The sequence below is a fragment of the Streptomyces alboflavus genome (assembly GCF_000716675.1).
Taxonomy (GTDB): Bacteria; Actinomycetota; Actinomycetes; order Streptomycetales; family Streptomycetaceae; genus Streptomyces; species Streptomyces alboflavus.
Map to the genome: position 1 here is coordinate 40,289 of NZ_JNXT01000024.1, position 23,051 is coordinate 63,339.

Consider the following 23,051-nt stretch of genomic DNA (forward strand, 5'->3'; position numbering starts at 1 on the left):
GCCCATATACGACCAAGTAGGAGATGTAATTCCATGACAGACGCACTCAAGCGCCTCTCCGACGAAGGCGTCGCGATCTGGCTGGACGACCTGTCGCGCAAGCGGATCACGTCCGGCAACCTCGCCGAGCTCCTCGACGAGCAGCATGTCGTGGGCGTCACGACGAACCCGTCGATCTTCCAGAAGGCGATCTCTTCGGGCGACGGTTACGAGCAGCAGCTCACCGACCTCGCCGCCCGCAAGGTCACCGTCGAGGAAGCGATCCGCATGATCACGACGGCGGACGTCCGTGACGCCGCCGACATCCTGCGGCCGGTGTTCGACGCGACCGAGGGCCAGGACGGCCGGGTGTCGATCGAGGTCGACCCGCGGCTCGCCCACCACACGCAGGCGACGGTCGCCGAGGCCAAGCAGCTGGCGTGGCTGGTGGACCGGCCGAACACGCTCATCAAGATCCCGGCGACGAAGGCGGGCCTGCCCGCGATCACCGAGGTCATCGGCAAGGGCATCAGCGTGAACGTCACGCTGATCTTCTCGCTCGAGCGCTACCGCGAGGTCATGGACGCCTACCTCGCGGGCCTGGAGAAGGCGAAGGCCGCGGGCCTGGACCTGTCCAAGATCCACTCGGTGGCGTCGTTCTTCGTGTCCCGCGTGGACACCGAGATCGACAAGCGGATCGACGCCCTCGGCACCGACGAGGCCAAGGCCGCGCGCGGCAAGGCCGGTCTGGCCAACGCCCGGCTCGCGTACGAGGCGTACGAGGAGGTCTTCGGCTCCGACCGCTGGGCCGCCCTGGACAAGGCGCACGCCAACAAGCAGCGTCCGCTGTGGGCGTCGACCGGTGTGAAGGACAAGGCGTACAAGGACACGCTGTACGTCGACGACCTGGTCGCCCCGGGCACGGTGAACACCATGCCGGAGGCCACTCTTGAGGCCACCGCCGACCACGGGCAGATCACCGGCAACACCATCGCCGGGACCTACGAGCAGTCGCGCGCCGAGATCGAGGCCGTCGAGAAGCTCGGGATCTCCTACGACGACGTGGTGCAGCTGCTTGAGGACGAGGGCGTCGAGAAGTTCGAGGCGTCCTGGAACGACCTGCTCAAGTCGACCGAGGCGGAGCTCAAGCGCCTCGCACCTTCGGAGGGCTAAGACCTTGTCAAGCAGCAATCCGCTGCGTGACGCCGCGGACCGACGGCTCCCGCGTATCGCGGGGCCGTCGGGCCTGGTCATTTTTGGCGTCACGGGCGATTTGTCCCGTAAAAAGCTGATGCCCGCCGTGTACGACCTGGCCAACCGGGGGCTGCTGCCGCCGGGCTTCTCGCTCATCGGCTTCGCCCGCCGCGAGTGGCAGGACGAGGACTTCGCGCAGGAGGTGCACGACGCGGTCAAGCAGCACGCGCGTACGCCCTTCCGCGAGGAGGTCTGGCAGCAGCTCATCCAGGGCATGCGCTTCGTCCAGGGCAACTTCGACGACGACGACGCCTTCGAGCAGCTCAAGGCGACCATCGAGGATCTGGACAAGAAGCAGGGCACGGGCGGCAACTTCGCCTTCTACCTCTCCGTGCCCCCGAAGTTCTTCCCGCAGGTCGTCCAGCAGCTCAAGAAGCACGAGCTCGCGGACGCGCCCGAGGGGTCCTGGCGCCGCGCGGTCATCGAGAAGCCCTTCGGGCACGACCTGAAGTCCGCCAAGGAACTGAACGCGATCGTGCACGAGGTGTTCGCCCCGGACCAGGTGTTCCGGATCGACCACTACCTCGGCAAGGAGACCGTCCAGAACATCCTGGCGCTGCGCTTCGCCAACCAGATGTTCGAGCCGATCTGGAACAGGTCGTACGTCGACCACGTCCAGATCACGATGGCCGAGGACATCGGCATCGGCGGCCGCGCCGGGTACTACGACGGCATCGGCGCCGCCCGTGACGTCATCCAGAACCACCTGCTCCAGCTGATGGCGCTGACCGCGATGGAGGAGCCCGCCTCCTTCGACGCGGACGCCCTGGTCGCGGAGAAGGCGAAGGTCCTGGGCGCGGTGAAGCTGCCCAAGGACCTCGGCAAGGACACCGTGCGCGGGCAGTACTCCGGTGGCTGGCAGGGCGGCGAGAAGGCCGTCGGCTACCTCCAGGAAGACGGCATCGACCCCAAGTCGAAGACCGACACCTACGCCGCCATCAAGCTCCAGGTGGACAACCGCCGTTGGGCGGGCGTCCCGTTCTACCTGCGCACCGGCAAGCGCCTCGGCCGACGCGTCACGGAGATCGCGGTCGTCTTCCAGCGCGCGCCGCACTCCCCCTTCGACCACACGGCGACCGAGGAGCTCGGGCAGAACGCGATCGTCATCCGCGTCCAGCCGGACGAGGGCATCACGGTCCGCTTCGGCTCGAAGGTGCCGGGCACGTCCATGGAGATCCGGGACGTGTCGATGGACTTCGCCTACGGCGAGTCCTTCACCGAGTCCAGCCCGGAGGCGTACGAGCGCCTCATCCTGGACGTGCTGCTCGGCGACGCCAACCTCTTCCCGCGCACGGAGGAGGTCGAGCTGTCCTGGAACATCCTCGACCCGATCGAGGAGTACTGGGACAAGCACGGCAAGCCCGCGCAGTACCCGGCCGGTACCTGGGGCCCGGTCGAGGCGGACGAAATGCTCGCACAAGACGGACGGAGCTGGCGTCGGCCATGAAGATCGACCTGACGGACACCACGGCCAGCAAGATCAACAAGGCGCTCGTGCAGGGCCGCCGCGCGATCGGCACCCCGGCCGTCGGCATGGTGCTCACCCTCGTCATCGTCACCGACGAGGAGAACGCCTACGACGCGCTCAAGGCCGCGAGCGAGGCCTCGCGCGAGCACCCCTCGCGCACGCTGGTCGTCATCAAGCGGGTCTCGCGCTCGCCGCGTGACCGCACGACCTCGCGCCTGGACGCCGAGGTCCGGGTCGGCGCCGACGCGGGCACCGGAGAAACGGTCATTCTGCGTCTGTACGGCGAGGTGCTCAACCACGCCCAGTCGGTGGTCCTGCCGCTGCTTCTGCCGGACGCCCCGGTCGTCGCCTGGTGGCCGGTGAACGCGCCGCTGGACCCCGCGCAGGACCCCCTCGGCGCGCTCGCCCAGCGGCGCGTCACGGACACCTACGCCGCCGAGCAGCCCATCCACGAGCTGACCGCCCGCGCCGAGGCCTACCACCCCGGCGACACGGACCTGTCCTGGACCCGCATCACGCCGTGGCGCTCGATGCTGGCCGCGGCCCTGGACCAGGTCACGTGCGAGGTCACCGCCGCCGCGGTGGACGGCGAGGAGTTCAACCCGAGCGTTGAGCTCCTCGCGATGTGGCTGGCGGAGCGGCTCTCGGTGCCGGTCAAGCGCACGGTGTCGCCGGGTCCCGGCCTGACCGGCGTGCGCATGGAGACCAACTGCGGCCCCATCGTGCTCGACCGGGCCGACGGCTCCCTCGCCACGCTGTCCATCCAGGGCCAGCCGGACCGCGCGGTCGCGCTCAAGCGCCGTGAGACGTCCGAGCTGATCGCGGAGGAGCTGCGGCGGCTCGACCCGGACGACACGTACGCGGCGGCGCTGCGCTTCGGCGTGGACCGGCTCGGCGAGGCTGCGGCTGCCACGGCCAAGGACGGCGCCGACGCCAAGGCGGAGACCGGGTCTGGCTCTGAGTCCGGGACCGGTACCGGTACCGGGGCTGCCAAGAAGGCCCCGGCGAAGGCTGCGGCCAAGAAGGCGGCCGCGAAGTGACGGTGGCTCCGCAGCTGGTCGTGCACCGCGACAAGGAGCTGATGGCGCAGGCCGCCGCGGCCCGGCTGATCACGAAGATCGTCGACGCGCAGGCGGCCCGCGGCTCCGCGTCCGTGGTCCTCACGGGCGGCCGCAACGGCAACGGCCTGCTGGCGGCGCTCAGTTCGGCGCCCGCCCGCGACGCCGTGGACTGGTCCCGCCTCGACCTGTGGTGGGGCGACGAGCGGTTCCTGCCGGAGGGCGACCCCGAGCGCAACTACACGCAGGCCCGCGCGGCCCTGCTCGACTCGGTGCCGCTCGACCCGGCGCGGGTGCACCCGATGCCCGCGTCGGACGGCACGTTCGCCAAGGGCGCCGACGGGGACGGTGCGGACGCGGCGGCCGAGGCGTACGCGGCGGAGCTCGCGGCGGCCGCCGGCCCGGAAGACCACGGCCCCGTCCCGACGTTCGACGTCCTGATGCTGGGCGTCGGCCCGGACACGCATGTGGCGTCGCTGTTCCCGGAGTCGCCTGCGGTACGGGAGACGGACCGCACGGTGGTCGGCGTGCACGGCGCGCCCAAGCCGCCGCCCACCCGCGTCTCGCTGACCCTCCCCGCGATCCGCTCGGCCCGCGAGGTCTGGCTCCTCGCGGCGGGCGAGGACAAGGCGAAGGCCGCGGCGATCGCCCTCTCCGGAGCGGGCGAGGTCCAGGCCCCGGCAGCGGGCGCGTACGGCCGCGCCCGCACGCTGTGGCTCCTGGACGCGGCGGCGGCCTCGCAGCTGCCGCGGGACCTGTATCCGCCGGCGTCACCCTGACCCCGGCTGTACGCGCCGACGGGCCCCGGTCCTTTCTGGACCGGGGCCCGTCGGCGTGCCTGTACCGGGACCCGTCGGCGTGCTGCCGTCAGAAGCCGTCGCAGGTGGCGGTGGCGAACTTTCCGCTGGCCGTGGCGGTGCGAGTCGTCCCGTCAGCGGTGACCTCGCAGCGGATCTTGCCGCCGGAGGCTCCGGTGGTGACAGCGAGGGTTCCACCCTTCACGAACCCCTTCGTCTTCTCCTCCTTGCGCCAGGGCAGCTCCACGTCGCTGAGTTGGTTCTGCGAGAGGTCGCCGTCGCTGTAGGTCGAGTAGGTGATCGTGACGTCCTTGGCGCTGCCGGTGACCTCGTACGTGACCGTGATCTCGCGCTTGGTCTCCTTGTCGACCTCGTTCGCGACACCGGCGATCAGCGCCACGCAGCCGCCGGTCATCAAGAGGAACACGACCAGGAGCACCCAGGGCCACTTCCGGCGCTTCTTCGGCTGCGGCGGCGGTACGGGGGCGGACCATCCTTGCTGCTGTGCCATGGCGGCCATGCTGTAGCGGTGGCCCGCCCGCTGCCGCCCGGACCGCGTCCGCATCAGCCATCCGAGTGAAGGCGGACGTTGACGGCGCGGCGCAAGGCGCCCCGGGCCTCGCGGACCGGGGCGCCACTGGCGAGCCGTGGGCTCAACGCCCGCGCAGCTCCCGGTACTTGGCGACCAGGGCCTTGGTGGAGGCGTCCAGGCCCGGCACGTCAGCGCCCTCCGTCAGGGCGGGCTCCACGCGCTTGGCGAGGACCTTGCCCAGCTCGACGCCCCACTGGTCGAAGGAGTCGATGTTCCAGACGGCGCCCTGGACGAACACCTTGTGCTCGTACAGCGCGATGAGCTGGCCGAGGACCGACGGGGTCAGCTCGGTCGCGAGGATCGTCGTCGTCGGGTGGTTGCCCTGGAACGTCTTGTGGGGCACCAGTTCGTCCGGCACGCCCTCCGCGCGGACCTCGTCGGGTGTCTTGCCGAAGGCGAGGGCCTGCGTCTGGGCGAAGAAGTTGGCCATCAGCAGGTCGTGCTGGGCGACCAGGCCGGGCCGCAGGTCGTCGACCGGCTTGGCGAAGCCGATGAAGTCGGCCGGGATGAGCTTGGTGCCCTGGTGGATGAGCTGGTAGTAGGCGTGCTGCCCGTTCGTGCCCGGCGTGCCCCACACCACCGGACCGGTCTGCCACTGCACCCGCTCGCCGTCGCGGTCCACGGACTTGCCGTTGGACTCCATGTCGAGCTGCTGGAGGTAGGCCGTGAACTTGGACAGGTAGTGGGAGTACGGCAGGACGGCGTGCGACTGCGCGTCGTGGAAGTTGCCGTACCAGACGCCGAGCAGGCCGAGCAGCAGCGGCGCGTTCTCCTCGGCGGGCGCCGTGCGGAAGTGCTCGTCGACGAGCCGGAATCCGTCGAGCATCTCGCGGAAGCGGTCCGGTCCGATGGCGATCATCAGGGCGAGGCCGATCGCCGAGTCGTACGAGTACCGGCCGCCGACCCAGTCCCAGAACTCGAACATGTTGGCCGTGTCGATGCCGAAGTCGGCGACCTTCTCGGTGTTCGTCGACAGGGCCACGAAGTGCTTGGCGACGGCGCTCTCGTCGGCCTGGAGCTGGGTGAGCAGCCAGTTCCGCGCGGAGGTCGCGTTCGTGATCGTCTCGATCGTGGTGAACGTCTTGGAGGCGATGACGAACAGCGTCTCGGCCGCGTCCAGGTCCCGGATCGCCTCGTGCAGGTCGGCGCCGTCCACGTTCGACACGAAGCGGACGGTCAGGTCGCGGTCGGTGAAGGACCGCAGCGCCTCGTACGCCATGGCGGGGCCGAGGTCGGAGCCGCCGATGCCGACGTTGACGACGTTCTTGATGCGCTTGCCGGTGTGGCCGGTCCACTCGCCGGAGCGGATCTTGTCGGCGAACGCGGACATCTTGTCGAGCACGGCGTGCACGCCCGGCACCACGTTCTCGCCGTCGACCTCGACGTCGGCGTCCCGGGCGGCGCGCAGCGCGGTGTGCAGGACCGCGCGGTCCTCGGTGGTGTTGATCTTCTCGCCGCGGAACATGGCGTCGCGGAGCCCGAAGACGTCCGTCGCCACCGCGAGGTCCCGCAGCAGCGCCAGGGTCTCGTCGGTCACCAGGTGCTTGGAGTAGTCGATGTGCAGGTCGCCCACCCGGAGGGTGTAGCCGGTGCCGCGCGCCGGATCAGCGTCGAACAGCTCCCGCAGCCGCACCTCCCCCAGCTGCTCCTTGTGCTTGGCCAGCGCCGTCCACTCCGGCGTCTGATTCAGCTTGGTGCGGCCTTCTGCGTTCATCTCGGACTTCAGCCTTCTCTCGTACAACCTGAGTACCGTTGCGTTCGCCCCGCTGCCCTCCCAACCTAGTTGATCAGCGAGCGGTTTGAGTTGTCTGTCCGCTGTCGGCCGACTTAAGCGCGGGTGTGAGCGCGGTGACCGAGAGGGCGAACAGGGCGGCGGCGAGCAGCATCGGGGTGTTGGGCCCCCACAGCGCGGCCACGGCCCCGCCGAGGATCGCCCCGAGCGGCGCCCCGGCGACCGCCAGGGTCCGGAACGCCGAGCTGACGCGCCCGAGCACGGCGGCGGGCGGACGCTCCTGCATGAGCGTGTGGGTGCTGACGTTCCACACCATCCCCATGGCCCCGAACACCGCCATGCTCACGACCAGCGCCACGAGGTCGCGGACCGTGCCCATCGCCACGAGCGCCGCGATCTGGGCCGTTCCGGCGACGAGGATGCCCCGGACCCGGCCGAGCGTCCGCGCGAGCCACCCGGCGAGCGCCCCGCCCACGAGGCTCCCGGCCGCGTACGCCGTTATCGCCGCCGCGTACCCCCCGCTGCCCGCGTCCAGCCAGCCGGTGACGAGGACGACGAGGGTGGCGAGGAGCGCGCCTATGCCGACGTTGCCGAGCGCGGTCGCCGCGCACAGGCGCCGCAGCACCCGGTCCCGCCACAGCACGCGCAGGCCGTGCGCGATGTCGGACCGCAGGGTGGCCCCGGCGGGTCTGGGCGGGTGCTCGGGCGCGGGCACCCGCAGGGAGGCCACGAGGGCGGCCGCGACCAGGTAGGTCGCCGCGTCCACCGCGTACGGAAGGCCCGCGCCCGCGGCCATCAGGAAAGGCACGACGGGAGCGGCGAGGAGGCCGCCCGCGAACTGCTGGCCGGTGAGCAGCCGTGCGTTCGCGCTGCCCAGGGTCGCGCGGTCCACGAGGGCGGGGAGCAGGGCCGTGGCGGCGTTGTCGAACAGGGTCTGGAGCGTCGTGAGCACCACGGCGAGGGCGATGAGCAGGCCGATCGAGGCGTGGCCGAGCGCCACGGCGAGGGCGAAGCCCGCCACAAGGAGTCCGCGCGCCACGTCCACCGTCCACATGGCGCGCCGCTGGTCCACGCGGTCGGCGACGGCCCCGCCGACCAGGCCGAACACCAGCCACGGCAGATAGCCGCAGGCGGTCACCGACGCTATGAGCAGCGGGTCGTCGGTGAGGGACGCGGCGAGCAGCGGCAGCGCGGCCTTGCGCAGCGAGTCCCCGAAGCTGGAGAGCACCGCGGCGGCCCACAGCCGCCCGAACCCACCGCGCCAGGCGACACTTCGCGCGCCCGTCCCGCTCACGTGGACCGCAGCCGTCACAACTCCCCCTCCCCACCCCGTGGTTCCTCCGCGGCACGGTGGTCCCTCAAGGTCTCCGAGGGTTTACCGAGCCACGGTCAAACCGTAGACGCCACCACTGACATCGAGGTCGGGCGCGTCGCTGACCAGCGGCTTCGGCGCGGGAAGCCGACGCGCGGCTCGGCGCGGGAGGGCAGACGGCTCCGGCCGGGCACCCGAAGGTGTCCGGCCGGTTCTCAAGTCCTAGATCTCGCCCCGCAGTTTGGCGAGCGCCTCGGCGAGGATGGCCTCGCCGTCCGCGTCGCTGCGCCGCTCGCGGACGTACGCGAGATGCGTTTTGTACGGCTCGGTGCGCGGCGGGTCCGGGGGGTTGTCCCGGTCCTGGCCCGCCGGAAAGCCGCAGCGGGGGCAGTCCCAGGTGTCGGGGACCTGCGCGTCGCTGGCGAAGCTCGGCTGCGTCTCGTGCCCGTTGGAGCACCAGAAGGAGATGCGCAGCCGCGGCGCGGACTCGCCGCGCTCGGCCTCGCCCATCGGCCCCGCCCCGACCCGGCTTCCCCGGATCGCGTTGCCACTTGCCACGGTCGTAACTCCCTGCGTGATGGTGCTGCCTGTGTCGAACGGCGGCTGCGCCGCGGGGTCGACTGCCGGCTCCGCTGCGGGTGCCTCAGTCTACGTAAGGCCCAACGCGCGTCCAGTGTTGGGAGTTACACCCCACCCCGACACGCAAGCCCCATGATAAGCCGCGCACGGGGGCGCGTACTGAACATGGGGCTATGAGCGGGACAGCGGACAGGACCGCCCCGAAAGGGCGGGCGGCACCCGACTGCTGTCAGTTGTTGACCTTCATCAGGATGCCGAGCACGACAATGCTCGCGAACCACAGCAGACCGACCACGACCGTGATGCGGTCGAGGTTGCGCTCGGCGACCGAGGAGCCACCGACCGACGACTGCATGCCGCCACCGAACATGTCGGAAAGGCCGCCGCCCTTGCCCTTGTGCATCAGCACCAGCAGCATCAGCAGCAGGCTGAAGACGATCAGGGCGATCGAGAACCCCATAACCACGGCTGGACCAACTTCCTCGGATCTGAATCGACGACGGGGCCCGAAGCTCTTCGGTGAGCACTGTGGCTCAGAGAACAAGCCTCGGACCCCGCAAGGGTACGACGTATCGCCGCTAGCGCATACTCACTGGTCTCGTCACTGGTCGCCGAAGCGAACGATCTTGACGAACTCGTCGGCGTCGAGCGCCGCGCCGCCCACCAGGGCACCGTCGACGTCGGGCTGCGCCATGATGTCGGCGACGTTCTTCGCCTTCACGGAGCCGCCGTACTGGATGCGGACCTTGTCGGCGAGCTCCTGCGAGTACAGCTCGGCGAGGCGGCCGCGGATCGCGCCGCACACCTCCTGGGCGTCCTCGGGGGTGGCGACCTCGCCGGTGCCGATGGCCCACACCGGCTCGTAGGCGATCACGATGGACTCGGCCTGCTCGGCCGGGACGTCCTTGAGGCCGCCGTCGAGCTGGTTCAGCGTGTACTGGACCTGCTGTCCCGCCTTGCGGATGTCCAGGCCCTCGCCGACGCAGAGGATCGGCGTGATGCCGTGCTTGAAGGCGGCCTTGACCTTGGCGTTGCAGAGCTCGTCGGTCTCGTTGTGGTACTGACGGCGCTCGGAGTGGCCGACGGCCACGTACGTGCACTTCAGCTTGGCGAGCATCGGGCCCGAGATCTCGCCGGTGAAGGCACCGGAGTCGTGCGCCGAGATGTCCTGGGCGCCGTACTTGATCTTGAGCTTGTCGCCGTCGACCAGCGTCTGCACGGAGCGCAGATCGGTGAAGGGCGGCAGGACGGCGACCTCGACGGCCTCGTAGTCCTTGTCGGCCAGCGCGAACGCGAGCTTCTGGGTGTGCGCGATGGCCTCGAGGTGGTTGAGGTTCATCTTCCAGTTGCCCGCCATGATCGGCGTGCGGGTGGTCTGATTCGTCATGAGGGGTGTCAGTTCTCCAGTGCGGCGAGACCGGGGAGCGTCTTGCCCTCGAGGTATTCGAGGGAGGCGCCGCCGCCGGTCGAAATGTGACCGAATGCGTTCTCGTCGAAGCCTAGGTTGCGCACGGCCGCGGCTGAGTCGCCGCCGCCGACCACGGTGAAGCCGTCGCAGTTGAGCAGGGCGCGGGCGACGGCCGAGGTGCCACCGGCGTAGTCAGGGTGCTCGGCGACGCCGACCGGGCCGTTCCAGAAGACGGTCTCGGCGTCGGCGATCTTCGCGGCGAAGAGCTCGCGGCTCTTGGGGCCGATGTCCAGGCCCTCCATGTCCGCGGGGATCCGGTCCGCGTCGACGGTCTTGAAGTCGGCCGGGGCCTTCGTCTTCAGGTCGGGGAAGTCCGTGGCGACCAGGACGTCGACAGGCAGGACGAGCTCCACGCCGCTCTTCTCGGCGCGCTCCATGTACTCCGTGACAACCGGGATCTGGTCCTCCTGGAGGAGGGAGATGCCGACCTCGTACCCCTTGGCCTTGAGGAAGGTGTAGGCCATGCCGCCGCCGATCAGCAGCCGGTCGGCCTTGCCGAGCAGCTCGTCGATGACGGCGAGCTTGTCGGAGACCTTGGCGCCGCCGAGGATGACGGTGTACGGGCGCTTCACGTCCTCGGTGAGCTTCTTGAGGACGCCGACCTCGGTGGCGATCAAGTAGCCCGCGTAGTGCGGCAGCTTGCCCGGCAGGTCGTACACGGAGGCGTGCTTGCGGTGCACGGCGCCGAAACCGTCGCCTACGTAGACATCGGCCAGGGCCGCGAGCTGGTCGGCGAAGGCGCCGCGCTCGGCGTCGTCCTTGGCGGTCTCGCCCGCGTTGAAGCGCAGGTTCTCGATGACCGCGACCTGGCCGTCGGCGAGGTCGGCGACGGTGGCCTTGGCCGAGTCGCCGACCGTGTCGGTGGCGAACCGGACGTCGGCACCCAGGAGTTCACCGATCCGCGCGGCGGCGGGGGCCAGCGAGAACGCCGGGTCCGGGGCACCCTTGGGGCGGCCCAGGTGCGAGGCGACGACCACGCGGGCACCGGCGTCGGCGAGCGCCTTCACGGTGGGCAGGACCGCGCGGATGCGGCCGTCGTCGGTGATGGTCGTGCCGTCGAGCGGCACGTTGAGGTCGGCGCGGACGAAGACCCGCTTGCCTGCGACACCGTCGGCGAGAAGTTCGTCGATCGTCTTCATGTAATAGGACTCCGTGACTGGGACTTCTTGAGGGGTGCTCACGCGCAAAGGGTCCGAACGGCGCGGCGCTGCGCTGTCCGGACCCTGTGCTCACATCGAGATGCCTGGCTCTGAGACGTGGACCGCTTAGAGCTGGCCGCCGACGAAGACCGTGAGGTCGACGAGGCGGTTGGAGTAGCCCCACTCGTTGTCGTACCAGCCGAGGATCTTCACCGACTTGCCCTCCTGGACCATGGTCAGGGAGGAGTCAAAGGTGCAGGAGGCCGGGTCGCTGACGATGTCGGACGACACGATCGGGTCCTCGGTGTAGTAGAGGATGCCCTTGAGGTCGCCGTCGTCGGCGGCCTTCTTGAACGCGGCGTTGACCTCGTCCTTGGTGACCTCGCGCTGCAGCTCGACGACCAGGTCGGTGGCGGAGCCCGTCGGGACCGGCACGCGCATGGCGATGCCGTCGAGCTTGCCCTTGAGCTGCGGCAGGACCAGGGCGGTGGCCTTCGCGGCACCCGTCGTGGTCGGGATGATGTTCTCGGCGGCGGCGCGGGCGCGGCGCAGGTCCGAGTGCGGGAAGTCCAGGATGCGCTGGTCGTTGGTGTAGGCGTGCACCGTCGTCATCAGGCCCTTGACGATGCCGAAGTTCTCGTCGAGAACCTTGGCCATCGGCGCCACACAGTTGGTGGTGCAGGAGGCGTTGGAGATGACGTGGTGGTTCGCCGCGTCGTACTTGTCCTGGTTGACGCCCATCACGATGGTGATGTCCTCGTCCTTGGCCGGAGCCGAGATGAGGACCTTCTTCGCGCCACCGGCGATGTGCTTCTCGGCGTCCGCCTTCTTGGTGAAGATGCCGGTGGACTCGATCACGATGTCGACGCCCAGCTGGCCCCACGGGATGTCGGCGGGGTTGCGCTCGGACAGCACCTTGATGGTGTGGCCGTCGACGGTGATGGTGTCCTCGGTGTGCGACACCTCGGCCTTGAGGCGGCCCAGGATGGTGTCGTACTTCAGCAGGTGAGCGGTGGTCGCGGTGTCACCCAGGTCGTTGACAGCCACGATCTCGATGTCCGCGCCCTGCTCAAGGAGCGCGCGGAAGTAGTTGCGACCGATGCGGCCAAAGCCGTTGATGCCTACGCGGATCGTCACGAACCGATCTCCTCGTTGGTACGCCGGTCTGAGACGCCGGCGAGATGTATTGGGATGTCCCCGACCGCCTCCGACCCTACCTCTCCGGCGGCTCCGGGGTGACATCGACAGGGGCCCTCGACACCCCGGCGGCCCGTACCCCCCAGTAGGGACACGGGCCACCGGGACCTTGGTCCTGACTACGCAGCGTCAGCGGCGCAGGTGGTCCAGTGCCTTGCCGATCAGCCGGGCCCGGTCGGCCGCGGCGGGGATGTGTTCGAGGCCGAAGCCGAGCAGCACGCTGTCACGCGCTGTGATCGCGGCGTGGGACGTGTAGAGCTCGCCGGTGCGTGCCCAGTCGCCCGTGATATTGGGGCTTCCCGCCGGGGCCGGGGCGACGGCCCAGGTGCCGAGCGAGGACTCGAATCCCTCGGTCTCGGTGGGGGTCCCGCCGACGACCAGACGCGCGTTGTCGGCGAAGAGGCCGCGGCCGCCGCTGCCGGGGTCGGTGACGGCGCTGAGCGACACCTCCACCTTCTTGCCCGCGTAGGGGGCGAGGTCGAAGGCGACCTGCTTCCAGCCGCCGGAGGAGCCGGTGAAGCTGTTCCAGGCCCCGCTGCTGCCGCTCGCCGTGCAGCCGGTCGCGCCCTGCGTCAGATAGTGCTTGAGGAAGGGGTGGCCGTTGATGAAGAACCCGGCCGCGCACTGGGCGGGCACGGCGGCCGATGAGTTGCCGTTGGTGTCGGGCAGCGTGGTCCAGTCGTCGGCGCCCGTGGTGTGCGCCTCCAGCAGGCCGTGGTCGAAGCCCGGCTCCAGGTTCCAGTTGAGGGCGAGCCGCAGCTCCGGCTTGTCGGCGGCCGTGACGCCGGTCAGGTCGAAGGTGCGGGTGAGCCGCTTGTAGTCCCGGTCGGCGTGGGTCGCGGCGGCCATGCCCTGGCCCTCGAAGGGCGCGTAGGGGTTGCTGAGGCCGGGGTAGGAGCCGCCCGCCGCGCTCTTGAACTGCGGGAACTGAGGGGCGGGCAGGGTGTCGGAGGTGACGGTGAAGCGGCCCGCCTTGTCGAGCGGGTTGCCCTCGGCCGCGCCGAGCGCGCCGTCCGTCCCGGCGAGCGCGCCGGTGCCGCTGAAGCTCTTGGCGTCGGGTGCGGAGAGGCGTTCGTAGGCGCCGAGGTAGTACTGCGCGAAGTCGTCGGTGAGGGCCTCGCCGAGGTCGACGTCGCTGCCGGTGCGCTCGCCGGACTCGATCAGCTTGCCGCCCTCGTTGAGGTAGGCGCGCAGGGCGAGCTGGGTGGGCGCTCCGGGCACCGGGTCGCCGGTGTGGTGGACGACGGCGGAGAAGTGCGAGAGGACGCCGAGCGGGTGCGGGGCTCCCTGCTTGGCGACGTCCCACACGGCGGCCGGGCGGCCGTTCGCCTTCAGGGCGTCGACGTACTTCTGGGTCTGGGTGGCGGGTGCGCCTTCCTCGGCGACGACGAGGGTGCTCGCCTTGGGGCGTTCGGCGACGGTGTACGTGAAGTGCTCGCTCTGCGTGCGGCCCTTCTTGGTACGCCCGGTGAACCACACCTCGACCTTGTCACCCGCGCGGGCGCCCTCGACGTCGGCGCGGTACTGGTCGAAGTGCAGGTTGTCCTCGCCGCCGTAGGTCTCGCCGCCCTTCCAGGCCTTGAGCTTCTCGTCGTGCGTACGGCCGCCGTTGATGCGGTAGTTGAGCTCCTTGGCGCGCACCGACTTGCGGGCGGTGACGGCGACTTCCTGGTCCGCTCCGCGGGCGTAGGACGTGCTGAAGGTGTCGGGCGTGAAGTCGGGGGCCTTGATGCCGGTGACGGAGACCGGCTGGTCGGGGTGGAGCGCGGTCTCGGCGACGGCGAGCGCGAAGGGGACGTTCTTCGCGAACTCCTGCTGGATCAGCTTCTCGTCGTCGGGGAAGGTGAAGATGGACGCGCAGTCCTGGGGCCGCCAGGCGTCATTGGGGTCCACGTTCGACGCGGTCTGGCAGGTGGACATCTCCGGCGTGAACATCGGGATGCCGTTGACGTTGCCCGCGTGGCCGTCGGCCTCGCCGTTGGTGGTGTACAGCTCGGAGGACACCTGCGGGTGGTAGCCGGGGACCGCGGGCTTCTCGGGGGTGCCGGCGAGCGCCTTGTAGAGCACGTCGTCCGGGGTGGGGGTGGCGACCTGCCAGCCCACTCCGTAGAGGATCAGTTCGGCGGCGGAGTGGTAGTTGATGCCGTACTGGAAGCCGATGCGCTTCTGGAAGCGGTCGATGACCTTGGTCTCGGGCTCGGACATCGGTCCGGTGCCACGGTAGGTCTCCGAGGACGCGTCGGGCGAGGAGCCCTCGTTGTCGTAGCCCCACTTGTAGGCGAAGTTGCGGTTGAGGTCGACGCCGTCGCCGGGGGCGATCCTGCCGTCGCCGTCGATGTCACGGAGGTTCTTGCGCCACTGCCGGTCGCCGTCGGCGGCGTGCGTGAAGTCGTAGCCGTCGGGGTTGGCGGAGAGCACGAACCACAGCTCGGTGGAGTTCACGAGCTTGGTGATCCGCTTGTTCTTGCCGTAGTTGTCGAGGTAGTGGTGCATCAGGCGGCGGGTCATCTCGGGGGTGATCCACTCGCGCGCGTGCTGGTTGGACATGTACAGGGTGGCGGGCTTGGAGCCGTCCTTGGACTTCTTGGCGTTCTTGGAGAGCTTGAGCGCGAGGATGTCCTTGCCCTGGACCGTCTTGCCGATGGAGACGACCTTGGTGAGGCCGGGGTGGGCCTGACCGGTCTTGACGATCTCCTCCTGGAGCCCACCCTTGCCGCTGTACGGCCTGAAGACGCCGTCCCCCGCGGCCTTCAGCTTCTTCGCCGTCGCCGCGGACACGCGGTGCTCGGTGAGGTCGATGCCCTTGCGCTCGATCGACTCGGCCTGGCCCTCGGTCAGGTACAGCTCGACGCGGCCGGTGCCGCTCTCGGGTGCCTGTCCGGCGAGTTCATGGGCGTCCTGCCCCGCCTCGACCAGGATCGGTATCTGCTTCTTGGTGACGTCGGCCTGGTAGACCTTGACGGCCGCCGGGTCGTCGTCGGCCGGAGACTTGGCCGGTCCGCTCGCCTGGGCGTGCGGTGCGGCGACGAGTCCGCCGACGAGCAGTGCGCTCGCGGCGAGAATCGATCTCGCGCTCGCTCTTCGTCTCATGAGCCCCCCCTTGCAGTTGTCCGGCACGTTTGTGCGCGAACGCCAGGCTCGTCACGCTTCATGATCATGTCAATACGGCGGGTGAGGGGTTCCCTGGCCGGATCAGGGGGCTGTGCGGGCATGACGAAGCCGCCGGGGCCTGGGGGCCACCGGCGGCTTCGGGGGTTTACGGAGGCGTCAGGGGAGCGCGCCTCGGGCCACTGCGTCCGCGACGGCCACGCCTCGGACAGCCATGCCTCACGCAGCCCCGCCTCAGACGACCATGTTGTCGGCGAGCTCCTCGCTCAGGTTGGACTCCGTGCCGGGGATGCCGAGGTCCTGCGCCCGCTTGTCGGCCATGGCGAGCAGGCGGCGGATGCGGCCCGCGACGGCGTCCTTGGTCAGGGGCGGGTCGGCGAGCGCGCCCAGCTCCTCCAGGGAGGCCTGCTTGTGCTCCATGCGCAGCCGGCCCGCGGCCGCGAGGTGCTCGGGCACCTCCTCGCCCAGGATCTCCAGGGCGCGCTGCACCCGGGCGCCCGCGGCGACGGCGGCACGGGCCGAGCGGCGCAGGTTGGCGTCGTCGAAGTTGGCGAGGCGGTTGGCGGTGGCGCGGACCTCGCGCCGCATCCGCCGCTCCTCCCAGGCGAGCACCGACTCATGGGCGCCGAGCCGGGTCAGCAGGGCCCCGATGGCGTCCCCGTCCCGGACGACGACGCGGTCCACGCCGCGCACCTCACGGGCCTTCGCGGCGATCTGCAGCCGCCGGGCCGCGCCGACCAGCGCGAGCGCCGCCTCCGGGCCCGGGCAGGTCACCTCCAGGGAGGAGGAGCGGCCGGGCTCGGTCAGCGAGCCGTGCGCGAGGAAGGCGCCGCGCCAGGCCGCCTCGGCGTCGCAGGTGGCCCCCGAGACCACCTGCGGGGGCAGGCCGCGGATGGGCCGGCCGCGGCCGTCCACCAGGCCGGTCTGGCGGGCCAGCTGATCGCCGCCCGCGACCACCCGAACGACGTAGCGCGAGCCGCGGCGCAGGCCGCCGGGGGCCATCACGATCAGCTCCGAGCTGTGCCCGAAGATCTCCAGGATGTCCCGCTTGAGGCGGCGCGCCGCCATCGCGGTGTCCAGCTCCGCCTCGATCACGATCCGGCCGCTCACCAGGTGCAGACCGCCCGCGAACCGCAGGATCGACGAGACCTCTGCTTTTCTGCAGCAGGTCCGGGTGACGGGGAGCCGGGAGATCTCGTCCTTCACCGCTGCCGTCATCGCCATGGGCCGATCCTTCCATGCATCCGAAAAATACGGTCGTACGCGGCGGCCAGCAGCTCCGGGTCGTGCTTGGGGCTGCCGTCCTGGCGGGCCACCGGCGCCAGCTCCACCGTGGCGCCGAACCGCTTGGCGGCGTCGGTCAGTGATCCACGGTCGGGCACGGCGGCCTCGTCGGCCAGCACCACGTCCAGGGCGAGTTTAGGGGCGTGTCGGGCCAAAACCTCCAAATGACGCTGCGGAGAGAACCCCTCGGTTTCTCCGGGTTGCGGCGCGAGGTTCAGCGAGAGGACCCGGCGGGCCTTGGTCTCGGTGAGCGCGTCGAGGAGCTCGGGCACGAGCAGGTGCGGGATCACCGAGGAGAACCAGGATCCGGGGCCGAGAACCACCCAGTCGGCGTCAAGGACGGCGGCGACGGCCTCCGGCACGGCCGGGGGGTCCTGCGGGACGACGTGCACGGACTGCACCTCGCCCGGGGTGAGCGCGACCGTGGCCTGGCCGCGGACGGTGTCCACGTCGTCGGGGCGGTCCGGGTCGTGGCCCTTGACCAGCGCCTGGAGCTCCAGCGGCACGGCGGACATGGGCAGCACCCGGCCCTGCGCGCCGAGCAGCCTGCCGACCAGGTCCAGAGCCTGGACGTGATCGCCGAGCTGTTCCCACAGGGCGACGATCAGGAGATTGCCCACCGCGTGCTCGTGCAGGTCGCCGCGGGACTGGAAGCGGTGCTGGATGACGCGGGACCAGGTCTGGCCCCAGTCGTCGTCGCCGCAGAGCGCGGCGAGCGCCTTGCGCAGGTCGCCGGGTGGCAGCACGCCCAGCTCGGCGCGCAGCCGCCCGCTGGAGCCGCCGTCGTCGGCGACCGTCACCACGGCGGTGAGGTCGCCGGTGATGCGGCGCAGCGCGGCGAGCGACGCGGACAGGCCCATGCCGCCGCCGAGGGCGACGACCTTGGGCTGGGTGCCCCGCTTGCGGCCCAGGCGGTTCAGGCGGAGCACCCGGCGGTTGGGCTTCATTCGCGCCCCATGTCCCGGTGGACGAGGACGGTCTCGATCCCGGCGGCGGTCAGTCGGGCCGCCAGCTTCTCGGACGTGGCGACGGAGCGGTGCTTGCCGCCCGTGCAGCCCACGGCGATGGTCACGTACCGCTTGCCCTCGCGGCGGTAGCCCGCGGCGATCAGCTGGAGGAGTTCGGTGTAGCGGTCGAGGAACTCCTTGGCGCCGGGCTGGTTGAAGACGTACGCCGACACCTCCTCGTTGAGCCCGGTGTAGGGGCGCAGCTCGGGGACCCAGTGCGGGTTGGGCAGGAAGCGCATGTCGACGACGAGGTCGGCGTCGACCGGCAGGCCGTACTTGAACCCGAAGGACATGACCGTGGCCCGCAGCTCGGGCTCCTCGTCGCCCGCGAACTGGGCGTCCATCTTGGCGCGCAGCTCGTGCACGTTCAGGCTGGAGGTGTCGATGACCAGGTCGGCGTCGCCGCGCAGCTCGCGCAGGAGCTCGCGCTCGGCCTCGATGCCGTCGACGATGCGGCCGTCGCCCTGCAGCGGGTGCGGGCGGCGCACCGACTCGAAGCGGCGCACCAGGGCGTCGTCGGAGGACTCCAGGAACACGATGCGCCGGGTGACGTGCTTGGACTCCAGGTCCGCGAGGGACTGGCGCAGGTTGTCGAAGAAGCGGCGGCCACGGACGTCGACGACGACCGCGATGCGCGCGACATTGCCCTGGGAGCGGGCGCCCAGCTCCACCATGGTGGGGATCAGCGCGGGCGGCAGGTTGTCGACGACGAACCAGCCGAGGTCCTCCAGGCACTTGGCCGCCGTGGAGCGGCCCGCGCCGGACATCCCGGAGATGATCACCAGCTCGGGGATGGCCGCCTCCGCGGCTTCGCCCGGTTCGATGGTCGTGCCCGTACTCACTTGTTCTCCGCCTTCGTCGTGCTCGCTCATGTCTCCATCCCCCGTCGTGTCCGTGCGGCGCCCACGCGCGTGGGCGCCTCGCTGTCGGTCGGGGCCCCGGTCGTGTCGGGCCCGTCGCCGTGCGGGTCTCCCGCCTGTGCGGGATCCTCGCCACCGCCGGACGAGTCTCCCGCCTGTGCGGAATGCCCGCCGCCGTCGGACGAGTCTCCCGCGTGCGCGGGCTGCTCGCCGTGGTCGGAGTCACCCGCCGTCGCGGGTTCCTCCTCTTCCATGATCTCTCCAGTCGCGGTGTTCACCGCGGGGGCCGCCGGGGCGGCCTGGGCGAAGGCCGCCAGGACGGCCTCCGCCGTCTTGCGGCCTATGCCCGGGACCTCGCAGATCTGGTCGATGGTCGCGGACCGGAGTTTCTTCACCGAACCGAAGTGCTTGATCAGTGTCTGCTTGCGAGCCTCGCCCAGGCCGGGCACGGCGTCCAAGGGGCTCGCCTTGAAGCGCTTGGTCCGCTTCGACCGCTGGTAGGTGATCGCGAACCGGTGCGCCTCGTCGCGCACCCGCTGGAGCAGATAGAGCCCCTCGCTGGTGCGCGGCAGGATCACCGGGTCGTCCTCGCCCGGCACCCAGACCTCTTCGAGGCGCTTGGCGAGGCCGCAGACGGCGATGTCGTCGATGCCGAGGTCGTCGAGGGCCCGCTGGGCGGCGGCGACCTGCGGCTGACCGCCGTCGACGACGACGAGCTGCGGCGGGTACGCGAACTTCTTGGGCCGCCCGTCCTCCTCGGTGAGGCTCTCCTGCGCCTCCTCGGGGGACCACTCCCCCGTCTTCTCCTTCTCGGCGAGATACCGCCGGAAGCGCCGAGTCAGCACCTCGTGCATGGAGCGGACGTCGTCCTGCCCCTCGAAGCCTTTGATCTGGAAGCGGCGGTACTCGCTCTTGCGGGCGAGGCCGTCCTCGAAGACGACCATGGAGGCGACGACGTCGTCGCCCTGGAGGTGCGAGATGTCGTAGCACTCGATGCGCAGGGGCGCGCTGTCGAGCTCCAGGGCCGTGGCGATCTCCTCCAGGGCGCGGGAGCGGGTCGTGAGGTCGGAGGCGCGCTTGGTCTTGTGCAGCATGAGGGATTGCTGGGCGTTGCGCGCGACGGTCTCCATGAGGGCCTTCTTGTCGCCGCGCTGCGGGATGCGCAGCGACACGTTCGACCCGCGGCGCTGGGTCAGCCACTCCTGCACCGGCTCGACGGGGTCGGGCAGGGCGGGGACGAGCACCTCCTTGGGGACGGCGTCGCCCGTCTCCTCTCCATAGAGCTGCTGCAGCGCGTGTTCCACGAGGTCGGCCGTGGTGACCGCCTCGACCTTGTCGGTGACCCAGCCGCGCTGGCCGCGCACGCGTCCGCCGCGCACGTGGAAGATCTGGACGGCGGCCTCCAGCTCGTCCTCGGCGACGGCGATCAGGTCGGCGTCGGTGGCGTCGGCGAGGACGACGGCGCTCTTCTCCATCGCCTTCCTGAGGGCGTCTATGTCGTCGCGCAGCCGGGCCGCGCGCTCGTACTCCATCTCCTCGGCGGCGTCCGTCATCTGCCGCTCCAGGCGCCGGATGTACGTCCCCGTGCGGCCGGTCATGAACTCGCAGAAGTCCTCGGCCAGTTCACGGTGCTCCTCGGCGGAGACCCGGTCCACGCAAGGCGCCGAGCACTTGCCGATGTAGCCGAGGAGGCAGGGGCGGCCGGTGCGGGCGGCGTTCTTGAAGACTCCGGCGGAGCAGGTGCGCACGGGGAACACGCGCAGGAGCAGGTCCACGGTGTCGCGGATCGCCCACGCGTGGCCGTAGGGGCCGAAGTAGCGCACGCCCTTCTTCTTCTGACCGCGCATCACCTGCACGCGCGGGAACTGCTCGTTCATCGTCACCGCGAGGTACGGGTAGCTCTTGTCGTCGCGGTACTTGACGTTGAAGCGCGGGTCGTACTCCTTGATCCAGGTGTACTCCAGCTGGAGCGCGGCGGTCTCCGTGGCGACGACGGTCCACTCCACGGACGCCGCCGTCGTCACCATCGTGGCCGTGCGCGGGTGCAGGTTCGCCAGGTCCTGGAAGTAGCTCGCCAGGCGCTGGCGCAGGCTCTTGGCCTTCCCGACGTAGATCACCCGGCGGTGCTCGTCGCGGAATTTGTAGACCCCCGGCGAGTCGGGGATCTGTCCCGGCTTGGGGCGGTAGCTGGAAGGGTCGGCCATGTCGGACAGCCTACTGGCGGGGTGTGACAGTCAGTGTCTGCGGCTGGGTGGTGCCGTGATGGCGGGCCTCGTGCTCCGCGGGCCTCGCGGACCGCCGATCCGACCGCGCTGCGGGGCTCCCCGCGCCGGGCCGACCGCTGAAAGTCCCCACCCGCCCGCCCTGTGAAGGGCGGGCGGGTGGGGGGATGTCCCGGCCGGAGGCCGGGACCGGCTCAGCCCAGGCGGCGGGAGCGCCGCCGGACAAGGGCAGCCCCGGACAGGCCCAGGGCGACCAGGGCCCCGGCTCCGGCCACCGTCGAGGCGACGGTCACCGCCCCGTCGGACGAGGACGAGGACGACGCGGACTCAGACTTCCCGGCCGCCTCGGCCGACGTACCCGCCGGTTCCTCGGCGAAGCCACCCGCCTTGCCGGACTTCGCGTACGCCGACCCCGGCAGCTTGTCCCCGTACGCCTTCTGGACCCGCTTGCGGTAGGCGTCGGTCGAGGTCCCCTCCGCGCCGACCGCACGTACCGCGTCCTTGTCGAGGGGCAGCACGCGCGCGCCCTTGGTGACGTACCAGCCGTTGATCTGCGGCTCGTGGAAGACGGTGCCTCCGGGGAGCTTGTCGCCGCCCACGCGCGCGTAGTGGGTCTCGTCGTCCCCGGTGGCGATGTTCACGATGCGCCAGGAGCCCTCCTGCCGGACGGACCAGAGCGACGCCTCCTGGCCGTCGGAGGAGACCGCCTTGCTGGCCAGGAACTCCATGCGGGCGACGGGCGCGTCCTTCTTGCCGGCGACGAAGTCGGGCGACAGGTAGTAGACGGGCACGGCCTTGTCGCCCGCCACGCGCGGCTCGGCCGCGGCCTTGGTGACGGCTCCCTCGCGGGCGAAGAAGCGGGAGAGCGTGTCGAGGGTCTTCGGGGCCTCGGCCGCGTCGTGGGCGGCGCCGCGGGCGGCGTCCGACGGGGCCGAAGGGGCGGGCGGCGCGGGCCGTGCGGCCGGTCCGGAGTCGGCCGTGGCGTGCGGGGCCGCGAGGCCGAGGAGCAGGGCCGCGGCCGAGCCCGCGAGCACGGCCTTCAGGGCGCGGCCGGGCGTACCGGAAGCGTGCGACGCGAAGGAGTCGCGCGCCGCGGGGGCGACGGGAGACGCGGGGGAAACGGGACGGGTCATCGCTCTCACGCCCCTATCCGGTACAGCGAGTGGGTCCAGGAGAAGGTGTTGTTGTTGACGTACCAGTCGTGGGACGCCCAGTTGTAGCGGTCGCTGGAGGGCCATGGGTCGCCCCAGTACACCCAGCTGTTGGCGGTGTCGTAGCCGTAGATGACGTGCATGTGGCCGCCGCCGTTGGACCACTGGATGCGGGTCTCGATGGGCCGGTTCGCGTTGATCTCGGACTGCACGGTGGGGTAACGCAGCCAGCCGGTGACGTACGACCCGGAGTTGATGCCCGCCCAGCGGAGCCCCGTCTGCACATTGCCGAGAGTGGCCTGGTTGTTGGGGCACTCGGTGTTCTGGTTGCGGCCGAAGGCGGCGTTGCAGAACTGGTTCTGGCTGTAGTTCTTGCCGAGGTACGTCGCGATGGTGTTGCCCGCCGCGGCCCAGCACCAGTTGGACTTCTGCTGCGCCTGCATCGTGATGTTCAGGCGCTTGGCGGCGAGGACCGACGGGTCGGCCGCTCCCGAGGCGGCCGGAGCGACGGTCGACGACGTGTCGTGGGGCGCCGCGGCGGCGGTGGCCGCCGGTACGGCGAGGAAGGCCGCCGCGGCGACGGCCAGTGCGGACAGCCGTCTGCGACGGCTCGACCCGCGGGTGGAGTGGTGCATCGCGTTCCTCCCGAGCGGAGTGGGGGTGGGATGTGGAGGAGCGCGTCCGGACGCTGCGATTGAGCATCAGGTGTTGTCCAGTGCAGGTCAACACGCTTCAATGCGGCATGGTTTGAAGCGTGAACAACGGCGTACATCTGTGAACGCCCGGCGCACGCTCACCTGGCCACCCGCTTCGACCGGGGCGTACACCCGCACGGCCGGAGTGA

The 23,051-nt window shown here is 70.6% G+C and carries 19 protein-coding genes; 4 read left to right on the top strand and 15 right to left on the bottom strand.

The window, feature by feature from the left end; all coding sequences use genetic code 11:
* Window positions 1-33: 33 nt before the first annotated feature.
* Genes tal through pgl form a run of 4 tightly spaced genes read left to right on the top strand, consistent with a single transcriptional unit; the run spans window position 34 to window position 4,538 of the window.
* Entirely contained in the window at window positions 34-1,152 is a 1,119-nt protein-coding gene (gene tal / locus OO63_RS19920; protein WP_030358813.1) for a transaldolase, read from the top strand.
* Between the two features lie 4 nt (window positions 1,153-1,156).
* Window positions 1,157-2,680 carry a glucose-6-phosphate dehydrogenase gene (zwf, locus tag OO63_RS19925; RefSeq protein ID WP_030358812.1) on the top strand — a complete coding sequence of 508 codons (1,524 nt, stop codon included), beginning with the start codon at window positions 1,157-1,159 and terminating at the stop codon, window positions 2,678-2,680.
* The gene (gene opcA, locus OO63_RS19930; protein WP_030358811.1) at window positions 2,677-3,741 is read left to right on the top strand and encodes a glucose-6-phosphate dehydrogenase assembly protein OpcA; all 1,065 of its coding nucleotides are present in this window, start codon (window positions 2,677-2,679) and stop codon (window positions 3,739-3,741) included. The genes zwf and opcA overlap by 4 nt, the downstream gene beginning before the upstream one ends.
* Entirely contained in the window at window positions 3,738-4,538 is an 801-nt protein-coding gene (pgl, locus tag OO63_RS19935; protein ID WP_030358810.1) for a 6-phosphogluconolactonase, read from the top strand. The genes opcA and pgl overlap by 4 nt, the downstream gene beginning before the upstream one ends.
* Window positions 4,539-4,626: 88 nt before the next feature.
* Here pgl and OO63_RS19940 read toward each other — a convergent pair whose 3' ends face one another.
* From OO63_RS19940 to OO63_RS20010, 15 genes are all read right to left on the bottom strand, one after another.
* Entirely contained in the window at window positions 4,627-5,067 is a 441-nt protein-coding gene (locus OO63_RS19940) for an MmpS family transport accessory protein (protein WP_030358809.1), read from the bottom strand.
* Window positions 5,068-5,209: 142 nt separating this feature from the next.
* The gene (gene pgi, locus OO63_RS19945; protein WP_030358808.1) at window positions 5,210-6,862 is read right to left on the bottom strand and encodes a glucose-6-phosphate isomerase; all 1,653 of its coding nucleotides are present in this window, start codon (window positions 6,860-6,862) and stop codon (window positions 5,210-5,212) included.
* A gap of 73 nt (window positions 6,863-6,935) precedes the next feature.
* Window positions 6,936-8,192, bottom strand: a complete 1,257-nt coding sequence (locus OO63_RS19950) for an MFS transporter (RefSeq protein ID WP_051811008.1) — start codon at window positions 8,190-8,192, stop codon at window positions 6,936-6,938.
* 222 nt (window positions 8,193-8,414) lie between these two features.
* Window positions 8,415-8,750, bottom strand: a complete 336-nt coding sequence (locus tag OO63_RS19955) for an RNA polymerase-binding protein RbpA (protein WP_003957010.1) — start codon at window positions 8,748-8,750, stop codon at window positions 8,415-8,417.
* A gap of 250 nt (window positions 8,751-9,000) precedes the next feature.
* Complete coding sequence (gene secG / locus OO63_RS19960) at window positions 9,001-9,231, bottom strand: preprotein translocase subunit SecG (protein WP_030358806.1); 231 nt, start codon at window positions 9,229-9,231, stop codon at window positions 9,001-9,003.
* Between the two features lie 141 nt (window positions 9,232-9,372).
* Complete coding sequence (gene tpiA / locus OO63_RS19965) at window positions 9,373-10,158, bottom strand: triose-phosphate isomerase (protein WP_030358805.1); 786 nt, start codon at window positions 10,156-10,158, stop codon at window positions 9,373-9,375.
* Between the two features lie 8 nt (window positions 10,159-10,166).
* Window positions 10,167-11,378: a phosphoglycerate kinase gene (locus OO63_RS19970; RefSeq protein WP_030358804.1), complete on the bottom strand. Its 1,212-nt coding sequence runs from the start codon at window positions 11,376-11,378 to the stop codon at window positions 10,167-10,169.
* A gap of 126 nt (window positions 11,379-11,504) precedes the next feature.
* On the bottom strand, window positions 11,505-12,515 hold the full coding sequence (gap, locus tag OO63_RS19975; protein WP_030358803.1) for a type I glyceraldehyde-3-phosphate dehydrogenase: 1,011 nt from the start codon (window positions 12,513-12,515) through the stop codon (window positions 11,505-11,507).
* Window positions 12,516-12,704: 189 nt separating this feature from the next.
* Window positions 12,705-15,665, bottom strand: coding sequence for a M14 family metallopeptidase (locus OO63_RS19980; RefSeq protein WP_030358802.1), 2,961 nt, complete (start codon window positions 15,663-15,665; stop codon window positions 12,705-12,707).
* Window positions 15,666-15,917: 252 nt separating this feature from the next.
* Window positions 15,918-16,907 carry a DNA-binding protein WhiA gene (whiA, locus tag OO63_RS19985; protein ID WP_030358801.1) on the bottom strand — a complete coding sequence of 330 codons (990 nt, stop codon included), beginning with the start codon at window positions 16,905-16,907 and terminating at the stop codon, window positions 15,918-15,920.
* Window positions 16,898-17,914, bottom strand: a complete 1,017-nt coding sequence (locus OO63_RS19990) for a gluconeogenesis factor YvcK family protein (RefSeq protein ID WP_030358800.1) — start codon at window positions 17,912-17,914, stop codon at window positions 16,898-16,900. The genes whiA and OO63_RS19990 overlap by 10 nt, the downstream gene beginning before the upstream one ends.
* Entirely contained in the window at window positions 17,911-18,846 is a 936-nt protein-coding gene (gene rapZ / locus OO63_RS19995) for an RNase adapter RapZ (protein ID WP_030358799.1), read from the bottom strand. The genes OO63_RS19990 and rapZ overlap by 4 nt, the downstream gene beginning before the upstream one ends.
* Complete coding sequence (gene uvrC, locus OO63_RS20000; protein WP_078619241.1) at window positions 18,843-21,038, bottom strand: excinuclease ABC subunit UvrC; 2,196 nt, start codon at window positions 21,036-21,038, stop codon at window positions 18,843-18,845. The genes rapZ and uvrC overlap by 4 nt, the downstream gene beginning before the upstream one ends.
* A 212-nt stretch (window positions 21,039-21,250) precedes the next feature.
* A complete protein-coding gene (locus OO63_RS20005) occupies window positions 21,251-22,189 on the bottom strand; it encodes a hypothetical protein (RefSeq protein ID WP_234311186.1) in 939 nt (312 codons plus the stop codon).
* A 5-nt stretch (window positions 22,190-22,194) separates the two neighbouring features.
* On the bottom strand, window positions 22,195-22,842 hold the full coding sequence (locus OO63_RS20010; RefSeq protein WP_030358796.1) for a papain-like cysteine protease family protein: 648 nt from the start codon (window positions 22,840-22,842) through the stop codon (window positions 22,195-22,197).
* Between the last annotated feature and the right edge of the window lie 209 nt (window positions 22,843-23,051).

Coding starts and splice junctions, on each gene's coding strand:
- tal (WP_030358813.1), top strand. CDS start 34: ATGACAGACGCACTCAAGCGCCTCTCCGACGAAGGCGTCGCGATCTGG.
- opcA (WP_030358811.1), top strand. CDS start 2,677: ATGAAGATCGACCTGACGGACACCACGGCCAGCAAGATCAACAAGGCG.
- OO63_RS19940 (WP_030358809.1), bottom strand. CDS start 5,067: ATGGCACAGCAGCAAGGATGGTCCGCCCCCGTACCGCCGCCGCAGCCG.
- pgi (WP_030358808.1), bottom strand. CDS start 6,862: ATGAACGCAGAAGGCCGCACCAAGCTGAATCAGACGCCGGAGTGGACG.
- secG (WP_030358806.1), bottom strand. CDS start 9,231: ATGGGGTTCTCGATCGCCCTGATCGTCTTCAGCCTGCTGCTGATGCTG.
- tpiA (WP_030358805.1), bottom strand. CDS start 10,158: ATGACGAATCAGACCACCCGCACGCCGATCATGGCGGGCAACTGGAAG.
- OO63_RS19970 (WP_030358804.1), bottom strand. CDS start 11,378: ATGAAGACGATCGACGAACTTCTCGCCGACGGTGTCGCAGGCAAGCGG.
- OO63_RS19980 (WP_030358802.1), bottom strand. CDS start 15,665: ATGAGACGAAGAGCGAGCGCGAGATCGATTCTCGCCGCGAGCGCACTG.
- whiA (WP_030358801.1), bottom strand. CDS start 16,907: ATGGCGATGACGGCAGCGGTGAAGGACGAGATCTCCCGGCTCCCCGTC.
- OO63_RS19990 (WP_030358800.1), bottom strand. CDS start 17,914: ATGAAGCCCAACCGCCGGGTGCTCCGCCTGAACCGCCTGGGCCGCAAG.
- rapZ (WP_030358799.1), bottom strand. CDS start 18,846: ATGAGCGAGCACGACGAAGGCGGAGAACAAGTGAGTACGGGCACGACC.
- uvrC (WP_078619241.1), bottom strand. CDS start 21,038: ATGGCCGACCCTTCCAGCTACCGCCCCAAGCCGGGACAGATCCCCGAC.
- OO63_RS20005 (WP_234311186.1), bottom strand. CDS start 22,189: ATGACCCGTCCCGTTTCCCCCGCGTCTCCCGTCGCCCCCGCGGCGCGC.
- OO63_RS20010 (WP_030358796.1), bottom strand. CDS start 22,842: ATGCACCACTCCACCCGCGGGTCGAGCCGTCGCAGACGGCTGTCCGCA.